This window comes from Streptomyces sp. NPDC092045 (assembly GCF_044756005.1).
Taxonomy (GTDB): domain Bacteria; phylum Actinomycetota; class Actinomycetes; order Streptomycetales; family Streptomycetaceae; genus Streptomyces.
Genome location: NZ_JBIVSC010000003.1, coordinates 339,162 through 353,581 on the forward strand (window position 1 = coordinate 339,162; position 14,420 = coordinate 353,581).

The following is a 14,420-nucleotide window of genomic DNA, read 5'->3' on the forward strand; positions in this document are numbered from 1 at the left end:
CCCCGGGGCCCCCCCCCCCCCCCCCCCCCCGCCCCGCCCCCCCCCCCCCCCCCCCCGGGGGGGCGCCCCCCCCCCCGGGGGGCCCCCCCCCGCCCCTGTTCCCTGCGTCGATGCGGTCCTCAGCGCTCCGTCCGCTCCGTGCCGCCGGAGGTGTGCTTGATGTCGTCGGCGGCGTCACGGCCGACCTGGCGCAGTTCCTGAGCGGCTTCCCGGCCCGCGCCCTGCGCATGCTCCTTGGTCGTCCCGACGGCCTCCTGGGCCGTGCTCCTCACCGACTCGACGGCGTCCGCGGCCGGGCCGCGGAGTTCCTCCCGAACCTCCTGGGCCGCTTCCACGGCCGTCCGCTTCACCGGTTCCAGCAGCTCGTCGGAGTGCTCCTTGAGCTGCTGCCCCAGCCGCTCCTCCGCCTCGGTGGTGGGCAGGAGGGCCGAGGCGAGCATGCCCGCACCGAAGGCGATCAGGCCGGCGGCCAACGGGCTGCCCTGGGCCTGCCGGCGCACCCGTGCCGGAGCCTGCTGGACCGCTTCGCCCACGCTGTCACCCGCCTCCCGCGCCGTGTCCGCGACGCTGCTCGCCGCCCGGTTCAGACCCTCGGACGCCCCGTGCGCCGAGTCGTGTGCGCTGCCCATGACGCGTTCCTTCACTCCGCTCACCTGGTGCCGTATCGAATCGGCCTTGCGACGTGCGACCCTGCCCGGGGTGATCCGGTCGGCCAAGCGGTCGACGTTGCGGGCCAGATGGGCCCGCCGTTCTTCCACGTCGTTCCTCAGCTCGTCGGGTGTCGTGCCCACTTGGCGTCCTCCTTCAGGGTCTCCACGGTCTGTTCCGGCTTGAGGTTGACGGCGCGCAGGCGCTTGCGCCCGGCGGAGTAGAGCACGCCGCCCACGACCGCCCAGAGGGCGGTGACGATCAGCGCCGCCCAGGCGAGGTTCATCACGTTGGCCAGGGCGAAGACGACGGTCAGGCTGCCGAGCAGCGCCACCAGGTGAGCCGCATAGCCCGCTCCGCCGAGCATGCCGGCCGCCTTGCCCGCCTTGACGGACTCCTGTTTGATCTCGGCCTTCGCCAGCTCGATCTCGTCCCGGACGAGGCGGGACAGGTCCTGCCCGATCTCGCTGACCAGATCGCCGATCGACGGTTCGGGCGCCCCGTCCGCCGGCGGCACGGCCGCCGAGGCGGGACGCTCCTGGAAGGAGAGGGCCATGGTCAGACCCCTCCCGCCGGACGCGAGGGGCCGCCGTACGACTGACCGCCGCCCGCGGGAGGATGGTTCGGCGGGGCCGGCGTGACGTGCGGGGGCTGCGACTGGCCGTAGGTGTCGAGCGGGTCTTCGTAAGCGCCCGGCGTGGCGCGCGGCAGGGGGTCGGGAGCCGTGAGGGGGCGCTCCGTCCCGTACGTCCCGGCCCGCGGTTCCGGAGAGCGGGTCTCCCCGCCCGTGCCGCCCGCGCCGCCGGGGGACGCCGCACCGATGCTCTTGCCCGCGCGGGCCACCACGAAGCCGGCCAGTGCCGCGCCGGCGAGGAAGGCGCCCGGGCGTCGGCGGGCGAAGTCCCGCAGGTCGCTCACCAGGCCGTCGGGGCCGCGCTTCTCCATGTGGGAGGCCACCTGATGGCCTCCGTCGGCGGCGCGGCGGGCCAGGTCGGCCACCGTGGAGTCCGGCTTGCCGTTCTCCCCCAGCTCGCGCAACTCCTGCGACAGGCGCCGTACGTTCTCCGCGAGGCGCTGGGTCTGGGTCTCGGCCTGGTCCTGCAGTTGGGTGCGCAGCTCGCCCGCCAGGTCCTTGGCCTGGGCCGCGGCCTCGCCGACGACGTTGCCGGCCTGCTCCTTCGCGGTGCCGCCCACCTCCGCGGCCTTCCCGCCCACCAACGCGGCGCCGTCTCCCGCCTTGTCCTGGGCGGTTCGCGCTACTTCCGCCGCCCTGCTCTCGTCATGCCGGTTCGAGTCCTGGAAGTCACTCAAGGCTCCTCCTGGGTGCCGGAAGGGGTCTTTCTGCTTGCTGAATCCCGCATCTGCCCCCTTGCGGCCCGCTCATACGCCCGGACACCGAAACAATGTCGGGACTTTTCGTCATCCGGTTCGCCCGCGCTCAGGTCAGGGACGCGGGTTCACCCGCTGCCACCGCGGGCGGGCGTCGGGGCCGCGGCGTCCGGCGACGGACGCACAGCGCGGACACACCCGCCGCACCCGGTCGGCGGCACCACCGGACTCGGGGAACGCGTCGGTCCAGGCGACGTGCGACAGCCGCGCCAGTCGGGAACGGTTCAACGAGAGCCCGCAGACGGTCTGGTTCATGCCCTGTTCCCAGGCGTGGACCTCGTCGGCGGGCAGTCGGCGGCCGTCCTCCTCGTCCGTCCAGGTGCCCGACGCGGCCACCGCGTAACGCTTCTTGTCTGCCATGCCCGGCCCATACCCGGGTCGGTACGGGCCATGTGGGAGGGGGCCGCTCCCGGAGCCGGTCCCGCAAAGACCCGGAGGGCGTCGTGGCGTCCCGTGCGGCGTACGGAGAAGACGCCCTCCGCCCGATGGGGTCGGGACGTCCGTACCGGGTACTCGCGGGGACATGGTGAAGCGCTCCCCGAGGGAAGGACGGGTCACCGGAGCCGTCGGCGGGGGAACCGGTCCTGGACGTGCCGCACAAGGTCGTCCACGGCTTCGTCACCGGCGCCGCCGCCGTCGCCGACGTCCTGGCCGCCCGCGAGGGATCGGGGCGGCACCACGCCGAGGGAAGGAACAGGGTCGTGCAGGAGAGCACTCCGTCACAGGCGGAGGGAGAGCGCCCCGGGGAGGGCCGTCCGGAGGAGACCGAGGGCCGGGACGCCGAGCCGGAACGCACCACGCCCCGCAGGCCGGGGGAGAGCGGGAGCCGGACGACGAGAACGCGCAGCGACGGGATCCGGACGCCGGGACGGCTCCCCGCGGTCCGTCGTACTGAAGAAGAACCGCGATGAGTTTCACCCCTCCATGGGCGGTTATACGGCATTCATGACATATGACCCTGCTTCAGGTGGCCAGGCCCCCGCTGCCCGAGCCGTTCGGCGAGTACTGGAACACGTCCTGCCGTCGGCCTCGGGCCCCGGCAGGGTCCTCCGGTCCATGGACCGCCTGGAACGCTCCGCCGTCCTCGACGGGCCGGCCGAACGGCTCGGCGGCGTGGTCCGGACGCTCCCCCTGGGTCGTGCGAGGGACGCGCTGCACGGGCGTTGGCTGGGCCACCCCGTCCATCCGGTGATGGTGCAGGTGCCGATCGGGGCCTGGTTCTCGGCGGCGGTGCTGGACCTGATGCCGGGGCAGCGGCGGGCGGCCGGCGCGCTGATCGGGGTGGGCCTCGCGGCCGCGGCTCCGGCAGCCGTGGCGGGCTGGGTCGACTGGGCCGAGCTGCGGCGCCGCCAGATGCGGGTCGGGCTGGTGCACGCGGCCGCGAACGTCACGGGGGTGGGCCTCTACACGGCGTCCCTGGCCGCACGGGCACGGGGCCGTACCCTCCGGGGCAAGGCCCTCGCGTTCGCGGGCCTGACCGCCGTCGGCGTCGGCGGCGCGATCGGGGGCCACCTGGCCTACCGGCAGGGCTCCGGCGTCAACCGGGCCGCGTCGGTCCCGGACCTCGTGGAACCCGGCTGGCACGGGATCGGGCGGGTCGCCGACCTCCCCCTCGGGCGAGCGGTCCGGCGGCACGTCGACGACGTGGCCGTCCTGGTCGTACGCGAGGACGCGGAACGCGTACACGTCCTGGCGGACTCGTGCAGCCACGCGGCCGGCCCGCTGTCCCGGGGAACGATCGAGGACGGCTGCGTGCGCTGCCCGTGGCACGGCAGCGTCTTCCGCCTGGAGGACGGCTGGAACGTGAGCGGCCCCGCGACGGCCCCCCAGCCCTCTTTCGACACCCGTGTCGTCGACGGCCGTATCGAGGTGAGACTGCGCGCCCCGGAAACGGAAGGAACGGCCCCCTCCCCCGGCCGGGCGTGACCTCGCGCCGTCCGGAGGAACCCGTCGTCGTGGTCCACGGCACACACAGGAAAGGCGCCCCCGTGCATCTCAGGGAAACGTTCCGGAGCCTGGGCCGGGCCTACTCACCGCAGGAGGACCGCCGACTGGCGGGGCACCTGGGGGCCGTCGTCGCGTTCGGCGCCTACACGGCCGCCTGGGGCGCGGCGGTCCGCAGGCGCGGAACGAAGCTGCCCGACCGCCACGATCCGTGGGACCTCCCGCTGACGGCGGCGGCCGTGTTCCGGCTGAGCCGACTGCTCGCCAAGGGGTCCGTCACCAGCCCCCTCCGGGCGCCCTTCACGCGTTACGAGTCGGCGTCCGGCCCCGCGGAGGTGAGCGAGAGCCCCCGTGGGGGCGCCGTCAGGTCGACCGTGGGCGAGCTGATCACCTGCCCGTTCTGCCTGGGCGTCTGGCTGACGGCCACTTTCACCGGCGCCCGCCTGCTGTGGCCGCGCGCCACGCGGACCGTGACGGGCGGCCTCACCGCCCTGGCGCTCGCCGACACCCTGCAGCTCGGCTACGACTGTCTGCTGCAGAAGAACTCCGAGTGAGGCGGGACGCGCGGGCGGGCCCCCTCAGGAGGGCGGGGGCGCGTGCCGTCCGGCCCGTGACCCCGCGTACGCGGCGAGGCGCAGCGACCGGAGGCGGTCGACGGGCCGGAAGCCGGGCAGGAAGTTGAGGTAGGGGTCGAACGCGCCGCCGTCCGGAGAGGACGGGGGCGCCTCCGCGTGGAGGACGAGCCGGGCCAGGGGCCGCCAGGCCGCGCCCGCTCCGTCCGCCCCGAAGCAGAGCTGGAACACCACGGGCCGGCTGGCCACGGCGGCTCCCACCGTCGCGGGGTCGGCGGGGATCCTCGGGGATCCGGGCGCCGGGAACGCGGCCAGCACGCCACGCCGTCCGCCGACGACGTACGACAGGAGGCTGGAGTACGGGCCGGCGGTGGCGGACGTGCGGGGAAGCGGCACGTGGCGCGTCCACCGGCCGCGGCCGCCGGTCGTGAGGAGCAGGTCCAGAGGTCGGTCCGGTCCGCCGGCGTCCTCCACCCGCAGCGCGAGGCCCAGTCCGTCCGGCAGCGGGTGCGGCAGCCCGGCGCCCCGGGACCACCGGGCCGTCACCGCGTAGGAGCCGGGAACGTCAAGCCACGGCACGTCCCGGCGGTCCCGGTGGCCGGGCACGACGAGGCGGCCCGCGAGGGACGTTCCGCGGGGGTGCAGGGCGGGCCGGTCCCCCCGGCGGCGGGCGGCGGCCCGTGCGGTGCGGAAGGCGATGCGGTCGAGGAGGTTCATGCGACTTTCCGTTCCTGGGCGGACGACGGTGGCGCGGACGATGGCTGGCACCACCGTCGTCTGCCCACGAAACGCGCCGGCCGACCGGATCGCCCCGGACGAAGGACGATGCGGACGAACGGGGCGGGTGCTCGGTCGTCGGCGATCCGCGGGGCCGGGACGAAGCGTTCGCCGTCCGGTCCCGCGAGCAGACTGTCGGACAGCGGGGTGAGACCGTTCACGGCGCCGCGCTCGGCGTCGTGGTCGGTCCACCGGGAGGCCTCCGGTCCGAGCAGGAACACCACCCGGTCCGCCGCACGTCCGGCGGTCCCCTCGGGCAGGCGCCGGTGACCCGGCCGGACCGGGTCGACGGTCGCGAGCCGGGTCGGGAACGGAGCGGCTCCGCGCGCCTCCGGCGGTTCCGGGGCGGCGCGGATCGGGGACTCCGCCGGCGGGACGTACCCGGGCGGGAAGCGGCGCCAGGCCCCGTCCTCCGCGACCTCGGCGAGCGGTGTGCGGATGCGGACCGTCGGCTCCGGCAGGACGGGTCCCGGGCCGGCGAGACGGCCGGTCGGCACGTACACCCGCGTCGGCTTCGACGGCTCCGCCGCGTCGGCTCCCAGACCGGCCAGGCCCACGGGATCTCACGGCGCATTGTGCCGTACTCCGGGGCCCGGGGTCCCGGGTGGGGGCGGTCGCCCGCGGCCCCGCCCGGCCGGGCGGCCCCCGTTCAGGCCTTGCGGGCCAGCAGGTGGATCTCCCGGAACTGCCGCCGGTCGGTCGGCTCCGGCTCGCGGACCGTGCGGACCGTCTCGGCGAGTCCGTGCTCGCGCAGCAGCGCGGAGAGGTGGTCGGGCCACCAGCGGTGGGCCGGGGCGACCGCGTGGTCGAAGAGCTGCGTCGGGTGCGACGGTCCCTCGCTCGCCGAGAAGCCGATCAGGAGGTGGCCGCCGGGGGCCAGTACGCGGTGGAACTCCGCGAGGACCGGAGGGAGCTCGTCCGGCGGGATGTGGATGACGGACCAGCGCGAGAGCACGCCGCCCAGAGTCCCGTCGGCGACGTCGAGGGCGTCCATCGAGCCCACCTCGAACCGCAGGCGCGGGTGGGCCCGGCGGGCCAGGCCGATCATCGCGGGCGAGGCGTCGACGCCGAACGCCTCCAGGCCGAGGCCGTCCAGGTGGGCGGTGACGTGGCCGGGCCCGCAGCCCAGGTCCGCGACCCGGCCGTTCCCGCCCGCGCGGACGACCTCGGCGAAGAGGCCCAGCACCGCGCGGTCCAGGGGGCTGTCCCGCAGGCTGTCGCGGAACATCTCCTCGTAGGTGGCGGCGACGGCGTCGTAGGCCTCGCGGACGGTACCGGGAGCATCGTGTTCGACCATGCCCGCGACAGTAGTCCCGGGCGGGACGGCGGGGAGCGCGAGGGCCTCCCGGCCGGGCGCGGACGTCCGTCCTCCGCGCCGGGCCGGGAGGCCCCTGTCCGCCGTCGCGCCTCAGAGGGCGCCGACGATGTCCTCGACCCGGGCCTTCGCGTCGCCGAAGAGCATCGAGGTGTTCTCCTTGAAGAAGAGCGGGTTCTGCACGCCCGCGTACCCGGAGGCCATCGAGCGCTTGAACACGATGACCTTGCCCGCCTCCCAGACGGTGAGGACCGGCATGCCCGCGATCGGGCTGCCGGGGTCGTCGGCCCCGGCCGGGTTGACCGTGTCGTTGGCGCCGATCACGAGGACGACGTCGGTCTTGGCGAAGTCGTCGTTGATCTCGTCCATCTCCAGGACGATGTCGTACGGCACCTTGGCCTCGGCGAGGAGCACGTTCATGTGACCGGGCAGGCGGCCGGCGACCGGGTGGATGCCGAACCGCACGTCGACGCCCTTGGCGCGCAGCTTCGAGGTGAGCTCCGCGACCGGGTACTGGGCCTGGGCGACGGCCATGCCGTATCCGGGCGTGATGACCACGGACCGGGCCGAGCCGAGCAGTTCGGCGGCGCTCGCGGCGGTGATCTCGGTGTGCTCGCCGTAGTCGACGTCCGAGTCCGACGGCGCCTCGATGCCGAAGCCGCCGGCGATGACCGAGAAGAAGGAGCGGTTCATCGCCTTGCACATGATGTAGCTCAGGTAGGCGCCGGACGAGCCGACGAGCGCGCCGGTGATGATCAGCAGGTCGTTGCCGAGCAGGAAGCCCGAGGCGGCCGCGGCCCAGCCGGAGTAGCTGTTCAGCATCGAGACCACGACCGGCATGTCGCCGCCGCCGATCGAGGCCACCAGGTGCCAGCCGAGGGCGAGCGCCAGGACCGTCACGACGACGAGCAGCCACAGCTCCGGCGTGATCACGAACCACACCGTCAGGGCGACGAACAGGGCGAGCGAGCCGAGGTTCAGGACGTTCTTGCCCGGCAGCACCAGCGGCTTGGAGTCGATCTTCGCGGCGAGCTTCAGGTACGCCACGACGGAGCCGGTGAAGGTCACCGCGCCGATGAACAGGCCGATGAACACCTCGGCGTGGTGGATGCCGAGGGTGCCGAGCGCGTCCAGGGCCTTCGCCTCGTGGCCGTCCGGGTCGTGCTCGACGTTCAGGAAGCCGTTCCAGCTCACCAGGACGGCGGCCAGGCCGACGAAGGAGTGCAGCAGCGCGATGAGTTCGGGCATGCCGGTCATCTCGACGCCGCGGGCCCGCTGGAGGCCGATCAGCGCGCCGGTCAGCATCGCGACGCCCATCAGGCCGAGGCCGGCGGTGCTGACGTCGCCGTCCACCGCGAGCACGACCGTCGCGACGAGCGCGACGCCCATGCCGAGCATGCCGAAGGCGTTGCCGAGGCGTGCCGTCTCGTGCTTGGAGAGTCCTGCCAGCGCGAGGATGAACAGCAGCGCGGCAACGAGGTAGGCCGCCTGGGCGGCAAGGGTCGCAGACATGTCAGCTCCGGTTGAACATGGCGAGCATGCGACGCGTCACCGCGAAGCCGCCGAAGACGTTGATACTGGCCAGGAGGATCGCCACGGACGACAGCACCGTGACCGCCGTACTGGTGTGGCCGATCTGGAGGAGCGCGCCGACGACGATGATCCCGGAGATCGCATTGGTCACCGACATCAGCGGCGTGTGCAGCGCGTGGTGCACGTGGCCGATGACGTAGTAGCCGATCACGATCGCGAGGACGAAGACCGTCACGTGCGGCAGCAGCGCCGCCGGCGCGAACGCGGCGAGGAGGAAGAGGGCCAGGGCGCCGAGGGCCACGCCGCCGAACCTCTGCTTCGCCGTCGTCGGCGCCTTCTTCGGCGCGGGCTCCGCCGCGGGCGACGCGGGCGCGGGGGCCGGGGCCGCCGAGACCTGGACCGGCGGGGGCGGCCAGGCCGACTCGCCCTCGCGCACGACGGTGATCGAGCGCTGGACCGGGTCGTCCCAGTCGAGGACGAGCCGGGCGTCCTTCCCCGGCGTCATCAGCTTCAGCAGGTTGACCAGGTTCGTGCCGTACAACTGCGAGGCCTGGGCGGGCAGTCGGCCCGCGAGGTCGGTGTAGCCGATGATCGTGACGCCGTTCTCCGTGACGGTCTTCTCGCCCTTCACGGTGCCCTCGACGTTGCCGCCGTTGGCGGCCGCCATGTCGACGATCACCGAACCCGGCTTCATGCCCGCCACCATCTCGGCGGTGATCAGCGTCGGCGCGGGGCGGCCGGGGATCAGCGCGGTGGTGACGACGATGTCGACCTCGCGGCACTGGGCGGCGTAGAGCTCGACCTCGCGCGCCTTGTAGTCGTCGCCCATCTCCTTGGCGTAGCCGGTCTTCGAGACCTCCACCTCGGGGGACTCGATCGACAGGTACTCGCCGCCGAGGGAGCGGACCTGGTCGGCGACCTCGGGCCGGGGGTCGGTGGCGCGGACGATCGCGCCGAGCGAGCCCGAGGCGCCGATCGCGGCCAGACCGGCGACGCCGGCGCCCGCGACGAGCACCTTCGCGGGCGGCACCTTGCCGGCCGCCGTCACCTGGCCGGTGAAGAACCGGCCGAACTCGTGCGCCGCTTCGATGACGGCCCGGTAGCCCGCGATGTTCGCCATCGAGGACAGCACGTCCATCGACTGGGCCCGGCTGATGCGCGGCACGGCGTCCATCGAGAGGGCGGTGAAGGGACGCCGGACCAGGTCCTCGACCATCTCCGGGTCGAAGGCCGGGGCGAACAGGGCGATCACGGTCGCCTCGGGCCGGACCCGGTCGAGCTGGGACGGGGCCGGGGCGTTGACCCCGAGCACCACGTCCGCGGCCACCGCGTCGCCGACGGTCGCGCCGGCGGCCTCGTAGGCGCTGTCGGTGAAGCCGGCCGCGACGCCCGCGCCCTGGTCGACGACCACGTCGTACCCCAGTTTGCGGATCTGTTCGACGGTGGCCGGCGTGGCCGAAACGCGACTCTCACCCGCCCGCGCTTCCTTGAGGACTCCGACAATCACGAGTGTTCTCCGTTCGCTGGTCTGGCCGTCAACGGCGTGTTCCCGACTCGATCAGAAGTGCGCCCGCGAAGGTCCGGAGCACGCCGCTCAGCTTGGCCGCCCGGGGCTCTCCTTGAACAGCACCCGCCGGTGAGGCACACGCAACACTTGACGGACCGGCCCCCGTGCCCCACGCGACGGCGTGCGGGCGGGAGTCGCGACCGCCGGAGGGGCCGCGGCGGCGCCGTCGCCACGGCCGGAGGGGTCCGTGACCGCGCCGGCCCCGCGGCCGGCGGCTCAGCCGATGCGGGTCCCCTCGCCGCTCACCCGGACGCGCGGGTCGCCCGCGCGCAGCGTCACCGTGAGCTCGCCGGGGCGGCCGAGGTCCTCGCCCTGGCGCAGGGTGAGGACGGCGTCCTCGGGGACGAGCCCGAGGTCACGGGCGTAGGCGCCGAACGCGGCGGCCGCGGCGCCGGTCGCCGGGTCCTCCACGACGCCGCCGACGGGGAACGGGTCGCGGACGTGGAAGACGGTGGCCGATTCCCGCCACACCAGCTGGACCGTGGTCAGGTCCAGGCGCCGCATCAGGGCTTCGAGGCGCGCGAAGTCGTACGCGAGGTCGGCGAGTCGGGCGCGCGTCGCCGCCGCGAGGACGAGGTGGCGGGCGCCGGCGAAGGCGACGCGGGGCGGGAAGGCCGGGTCGAGGTCGGCGGCCGGCCAGTCGAGCGCGGCGAGCGCCTCCGCGAGGTCGGCCCCGTCGACCGCCTCGACGTGCGGCTCGACGCTGGTGAGCGTGGCCCGCAGCGTCCCGCCCTCCTCGGTCACCTCCACCGGCACGGTGCCGGCGCGCGTCGCGAAGACCAGCTTCCCGGGGCCCTCCCGCTCGGCGAGGGCGACGGCGGTCGCGACGGTGGCGTGCCCGCAGAACGGCACCTCGGCCCGGGGACTGAAGTAACGGATGCGGTACGCCCTCTCCCCCGGGCCGCCGAGTCCCTCCGGGGGCGCGGTCAGGAACGCGGACTCCGAGTATCCGAGGCCGGCCGCGACGGCGAGCATGTCGGCGTCGTCCAGTCCGGTGGCGTCCAGGACGACGCCGGCGGGGTTGCCGCCGTCGGGAGCGCCGGAGAAGGCGGTGTAGCGCAGTACTTCGGGCCGTGGCGGGTTCGTCGTCATGGTCGTGGCAACTCGGTTCGGGCCCGGGGCTATTCCTGGGCCCGGAGGGGGCCTCGGGAGAAGGGCCGGGGGCCGTCGGCCGAGGGAAGGGGTCCGGTGCCTCAAGGGCCGGGGCCGTCGGTCCCGGTAAACGGGTGCGGCGCCCCAAGGGCCGGAGGCGCGTCGGTCGTGGGAAAGGAGTGCGGCGCCCCAAGAGCCGGAGGCGGGTCGGTCGTGGGAAACGGGTCCGGCGCCTCAAAGGCCGGAGGCGCGTCGGTCGTGGGAAGTAGGTCCCCCGGCCCAGGTGCCCTTCGGGTTCGCCCGCCTAGGGTCGGTCCTCATGGAGAGCACGGAGATCGTCCGCCGCACGACGGCGGAGCGCGTACGCGACACCCTGGGGCGGCTCGCCGCCGAGCGGGACGCATGGGTGTCGACGGCGCACCCCGGCCACGGGCCGCACCAGGTGCCGCTGTGGTTCCTGTGGGACGGGCGGGCGGTGTGGATGTGCACCGCCGCCGCTTCCGCCACCGCGCGGAACGTCCTCGCGGAGCCCCGCGTGCGCCTGGCGCTGCCGGACACCCACGACGTGGTCCTGGTCCAGGGCGGGGCGGAGTGCTTCCCGGACCGGGAGGTGCCCGAGGACGCGGCGCGGGCGTTCACGGACAGGTTCGGATGGGACCCGCGCGCGGAGGAGGGTTCCTTCCTGTACATCCGCGTGGTGCCCGAGACCGTGCGCGCGTGGCGCGGCGAGCGCGAGCTGCGCGGGAGGGTCGTCATGCGCGACGGGAGCTGGCTGGGGTGAGGGCCGGAGCCGGTCCCGTTCGGCCGGTACGCCTCCGGCCCCCGCGCGCCGCGCGCCCGGCCGCCCGTTCGCCTTCCCGGGCGGTCCGCGCCCCGTACCCCTTCCCGGGCTCCGCCGAGCGGGGGCTCCCCCGCGGGCCGGTCACCGCTCGGGGACGAGGAGGATCTCGGGCAGGACGCCGGCGACGGCGGGATCATTCCTGCGGTGCGGGCGGCGTCTCGTCGACGAGGTCCCCGTCCAGCAGGTCGTACAGCGTGTCGGCCGACGGCATGGTGGTGGTGGTGCGACCGGCCAGGTCCGCGGGGGCGGTCATGGCCGTGCCCGCGGCGAAGGCGCCGGTGAACAGTGCGGTTGCAATGAGCTTCTTCAAGGTTTCTGCGTCCGTAGTGACGGCGGCGGAACGCCCCGTCGGAGTTCGGGGCCCGTCCCGGTGAGCCGTCCCGGAGCGGAGTTGCAGATACGTTCCTGCGACAGCTTCGGGACGGTTCGGGCGAGCAGTGGCCGGTTGTGGTCGTTTTCGGAATTCCAGACTCACCAACGACTCCGCCCGCGAGAGGGAACGACCCGTTCGGGTGATCTCCTGCCGGAGGTCCGGGGGCCCTCCACGGCTGACGGCCTCGCTCACGACGGACGGGCCGCCTCCGGCGACCTCGGCACAAGGGGCGGGCAGCCGCCGACGACGACCTCGCCACGACGGACGGACCGCCGCCGGCGCCGGGGCGCACGGCAGCGACGAATCGTCAACTCCCCTCCCAGGTGGCGGTGTCGGGGTCGATGCCGTGGGCCCGCGCACTGGCGTCGACGATCCGGCGGAACCACGCGGCGAGGCCGGGGCGGACGCCGTCGTAGTGGGCGGCGAACCCCGGATCTGCCTCGTACGTGCGGCCGAGGCAGACCTGCATCCGCCGGGTGAGGGGGAAGTACGGGGCGAAGACCTCGCGGTGCCGCTCGACGAGCCGGTTCGCCTCCGGGCTGCCGGGCGCGACGCCGGCGTCCATCGCCTCCCCGAGGGCGCGGTCGAGGCCGGCGACGCCGTCGGCGACGGTCCGCCACTCCTCCGGGGTGCGCGAGGCCGCGCCCTCGGCGTACTGCCGCCACTGCGCCGTGTCGCCGTAGCGCCGGCGGGCCCGGGCCGGCCCGTCCGGGTCCCACTCGGGGCCGAAGATCGCGGCCTGCTCCTCGGCGGTCAGCGTCAGGCCGCGCTCGTGGGCGTCGATCATCCGCTCCAGTCCGGCGTCGAGCCGCTGGAGGCGGTCGATCCGTTCGGCGATCCGGGTGCGCTGCGCGCGCAACGCGCCGGGCACGTCCACGGTCGGGTCGTCCAGGACGACCCGGATGCCGTCCAGGCCGAGACCGAGTTCGCGGTAGACGACGACGCGGTCCAGGCGTTGCAGATCGCCGGTGGTGTAGAGCCGGTATCCGGCGGCCGTGCGCAGCGACGGCCGCGCCAGGCCGATCTCGTCCCAGTGGTGCAGCGCACGGACCGTCACGCCCAGGCGCGCCGAGACCTGACCGACGGTCAGGCCGTCGGCGTCAGCGGTGTCGGGCATGCTCCCCCTTCTCCCCGTGCCCGTCGCCGGGCGGGCTGATCCCCATGGCCGCGAGGTTCCGCGCCTCCTGGCTCGACGGGTCGAAGGGCTTCGCCGCGGTGAAGACGACCCGGGCGTTCTCGGGCGTGATCACCTCCACGTCGCGGGTGTTCCAGGGGGTGTCCCGTGGGCCGTCGACCGAGTCCGGACGCAGCGCACGACACGCCTCGGCGAGGGAATCGACCTGTCCGAGCACGCCCGCGAAGCCGAAGGCCATCGCCGACGGCCGCTCCGGAACGCTCGCCGCCGCCACGAGGAGGACGTCCTGGAACGCCCACCGGCGCAGATGCGTCAGCCTGCCGGGGACGCCGAACAGCTCGAAGAACCCGAGTCCGCGCGTCCAGAAGTCCACCGACGCCGCCAGGTCGTCCGTGGGGATCGTCACGAACGCGGGCATTCCGTAGATGCCGCGGAACGGCTCCGGCGGAACCGCGTCGGGGCCGGGGGCGGGTACGGGACTCGTCTCGAACGCGTTGTAGTGGTCGTTCATGTGCTCCACCCTCCGGCCTCACGCTACGTGAGGGTCAAGCCGGGACCGCGAACGCCGTCCCGTCCGTCCTCCGTCCCGTCCGTCCTCCCCGCCCGAAACCGAGACCGAGGCCGGATCGAGGCCGGTTCGGCACGTCGCACCCGGCGGAGAAGCCCGTCAGTGGTGGCGAGGGGGCCGGCGCGGATTCCGACGGGCCTTCATCGGAGTCGTCGGGAGTTCCGGGGCCGGGAGGCGGTCGCCCGGGTGGCCGGTGACCTCGCCGAAGCGGTCGGAGGCGGCCGCCCAGTCCTCGCGCGCCCGCCTGATCTCCCCGTCCGTGCGGCCGATGAAGTTCCACCACCACTTCATCGGTCTAAGTTTCCGCAGGTCAGAGACTCCCTAGTCCGCTGAAGTCAGCAAAAGTCAGCATCGGCACACCTTCGAGAAGACTGATCCGCCTGTTGATCCGAATCCGGATGGACCAGACGACGGCCAGAACGTAGCCGGTCTCGCGGGCCCCCAGGCCGGCACGAAGCTGCGGATCCTGCCCGTACGCCTCGTCGCCGGTCGGTACACCGCCATCGCCACCGAGATGGTCGACGGCGTAGGCACGGACTTCGTCGCGGACGGAATCGGCGTTCCAGCGGGCGCTTCGCAGCAGACGCGGCATGAGTGCGGGACGTGTGTGACCAGCTTGTTCGGCCAGCCGCCAGCAGTTCTCGTGCTCGATGCCGGACAGCAGCC

Annotated in this window: 18 protein-coding genes; 3 read left to right on the top strand and 15 right to left on the bottom strand. The window is 74.2% G+C overall.

From position 1 onward, the window contains the following. Window positions 1-119 precede the first annotated feature (119 nt). The 4 genes from ACIQKA_RS11645 to ACIQKA_RS11660 form a co-directional block, all read right to left on the bottom strand. Window positions 120-791 (bottom strand): DUF3618 domain-containing protein, encoded by a 672-nt coding sequence (locus tag ACIQKA_RS11645; protein WP_383160346.1) that lies wholly within the window; start codon window positions 789-791, stop codon window positions 120-122. Then, the gene (locus ACIQKA_RS11650) at window positions 767-1,204 is read right to left on the bottom strand and encodes a phage holin family protein (RefSeq protein WP_402540767.1); all 438 of its coding nucleotides are present in this window, start codon (window positions 1,202-1,204) and stop codon (window positions 767-769) included. Before ACIQKA_RS11650 ends, ACIQKA_RS11645 begins: the two co-directional genes overlap by 25 nt. 2 nt (window positions 1,205-1,206) lie before the next feature. Continuing rightward, complete coding sequence (locus ACIQKA_RS11655; RefSeq protein ID WP_383160351.1) at window positions 1,207-1,959, bottom strand: hypothetical protein; 753 nt, start codon at window positions 1,957-1,959, stop codon at window positions 1,207-1,209. Window positions 1,960-2,091: 132 nt separating this feature from the next. Further along, window positions 2,092-2,397 carry a hypothetical protein gene (locus tag ACIQKA_RS11660; RefSeq protein ID WP_402540768.1) on the bottom strand — a complete coding sequence of 102 codons (306 nt, stop codon included), beginning with the start codon at window positions 2,395-2,397 and terminating at the stop codon, window positions 2,092-2,094. Window positions 2,398-3,093: 696 nt separating this feature from the next. Here ACIQKA_RS11660 and ACIQKA_RS11665 point away from each other — a divergent pair. Further along, window positions 3,094-3,963 carry a Rieske 2Fe-2S domain-containing protein gene (locus ACIQKA_RS11665; RefSeq protein ID WP_402540770.1) on the top strand — a complete coding sequence of 290 codons (870 nt, stop codon included), beginning with the start codon at window positions 3,094-3,096 and terminating at the stop codon, window positions 3,961-3,963. Between the two features lie 62 nt (window positions 3,964-4,025). Then, the gene (locus ACIQKA_RS11670) at window positions 4,026-4,535 is read left to right on the top strand and encodes a DUF1360 domain-containing protein (RefSeq protein WP_402540771.1); all 510 of its coding nucleotides are present in this window, start codon (window positions 4,026-4,028) and stop codon (window positions 4,533-4,535) included. A 24-nt stretch (window positions 4,536-4,559) separates the two neighbouring features. On the opposite strand, the gene ACIQKA_RS11675 is transcribed toward ACIQKA_RS11670, so the two are convergent. The 6 genes from ACIQKA_RS11675 to ACIQKA_RS11700 form a co-directional block, all read right to left on the bottom strand. Then, complete coding sequence (locus tag ACIQKA_RS11675; protein ID WP_402540772.1) at window positions 4,560-5,270, bottom strand: phosphodiesterase; 711 nt, start codon at window positions 5,268-5,270, stop codon at window positions 4,560-4,562. Beyond that, window positions 5,267-5,887: a hypothetical protein gene (locus ACIQKA_RS11680; RefSeq protein ID WP_402540773.1), complete on the bottom strand. Its 621-nt coding sequence runs from the start codon at window positions 5,885-5,887 to the stop codon at window positions 5,267-5,269. The genes ACIQKA_RS11675 and ACIQKA_RS11680 overlap by 4 nt, the downstream gene beginning before the upstream one ends. A 92-nt stretch (window positions 5,888-5,979) precedes the next feature. Further along, entirely contained in the window at window positions 5,980-6,627 is a 648-nt protein-coding gene (locus ACIQKA_RS11685; protein WP_383160369.1) for a class I SAM-dependent methyltransferase, read from the bottom strand. 111 nt (window positions 6,628-6,738) lie between these two features. Further along, window positions 6,739-8,157 (bottom strand): Re/Si-specific NAD(P)(+) transhydrogenase subunit beta, encoded by a 1,419-nt coding sequence (gene pntB / locus ACIQKA_RS11690; RefSeq protein ID WP_402540775.1) that lies wholly within the window; start codon window positions 8,155-8,157, stop codon window positions 6,739-6,741. Window position 8,158: 1 nt separating this feature from the next. After that, window positions 8,159-9,685, bottom strand: a complete 1,527-nt coding sequence (locus ACIQKA_RS11695) for a Re/Si-specific NAD(P)(+) transhydrogenase subunit alpha (protein WP_402540777.1) — start codon at window positions 9,683-9,685, stop codon at window positions 8,159-8,161. Between the two features lie 276 nt (window positions 9,686-9,961). Continuing rightward, a complete protein-coding gene (locus tag ACIQKA_RS11700; RefSeq protein WP_383152020.1) occupies window positions 9,962-10,837 on the bottom strand; it encodes a PhzF family phenazine biosynthesis protein in 876 nt (291 codons plus the stop codon). A gap of 319 nt (window positions 10,838-11,156) precedes the next feature. Between ACIQKA_RS11700 and ACIQKA_RS11705 the strand changes: the two genes are divergently transcribed. Continuing rightward, on the top strand, window positions 11,157-11,618 hold the full coding sequence (locus ACIQKA_RS11705; RefSeq protein ID WP_383152021.1) for a pyridoxamine 5'-phosphate oxidase family protein: 462 nt from the start codon (window positions 11,157-11,159) through the stop codon (window positions 11,616-11,618). A gap of 193 nt (window positions 11,619-11,811) precedes the next feature. Here ACIQKA_RS11705 and ACIQKA_RS11710 read toward each other — a convergent pair whose 3' ends face one another. The 5 genes from ACIQKA_RS11710 to ACIQKA_RS11730 all read right to left on the bottom strand — a co-directional run bounded on the left by ACIQKA_RS11710 (window position 11,812) and on the right by ACIQKA_RS11730 (window position 14,346). Next, the gene (locus ACIQKA_RS11710) at window positions 11,812-11,988 is read right to left on the bottom strand and encodes a hypothetical protein (protein ID WP_383436739.1); all 177 of its coding nucleotides are present in this window, start codon (window positions 11,986-11,988) and stop codon (window positions 11,812-11,814) included. Window positions 11,989-12,358: 370 nt separating this feature from the next. Then, on the bottom strand, window positions 12,359-13,168 hold the full coding sequence (locus tag ACIQKA_RS11715; protein ID WP_402540779.1) for a MerR family transcriptional regulator: 810 nt from the start codon (window positions 13,166-13,168) through the stop codon (window positions 12,359-12,361). Further along, the gene (locus ACIQKA_RS11720) at window positions 13,152-13,697 is read right to left on the bottom strand and encodes a VOC family protein (RefSeq protein WP_402540781.1); all 546 of its coding nucleotides are present in this window, start codon (window positions 13,695-13,697) and stop codon (window positions 13,152-13,154) included. Before ACIQKA_RS11720 ends, ACIQKA_RS11715 begins: the two co-directional genes overlap by 17 nt. A gap of 156 nt (window positions 13,698-13,853) precedes the next feature. Beyond that, window positions 13,854-14,045: a hypothetical protein gene (locus ACIQKA_RS11725; RefSeq protein ID WP_402540783.1), complete on the bottom strand. Its 192-nt coding sequence runs from the start codon at window positions 14,043-14,045 to the stop codon at window positions 13,854-13,856. Window positions 14,046-14,064: 19 nt separating this feature from the next. Next, window positions 14,065-14,346: a hypothetical protein gene (locus tag ACIQKA_RS11730; RefSeq protein WP_391095481.1), complete on the bottom strand. Its 282-nt coding sequence runs from the start codon at window positions 14,344-14,346 to the stop codon at window positions 14,065-14,067. Between the last annotated feature and the right edge of the window lie 74 nt (window positions 14,347-14,420).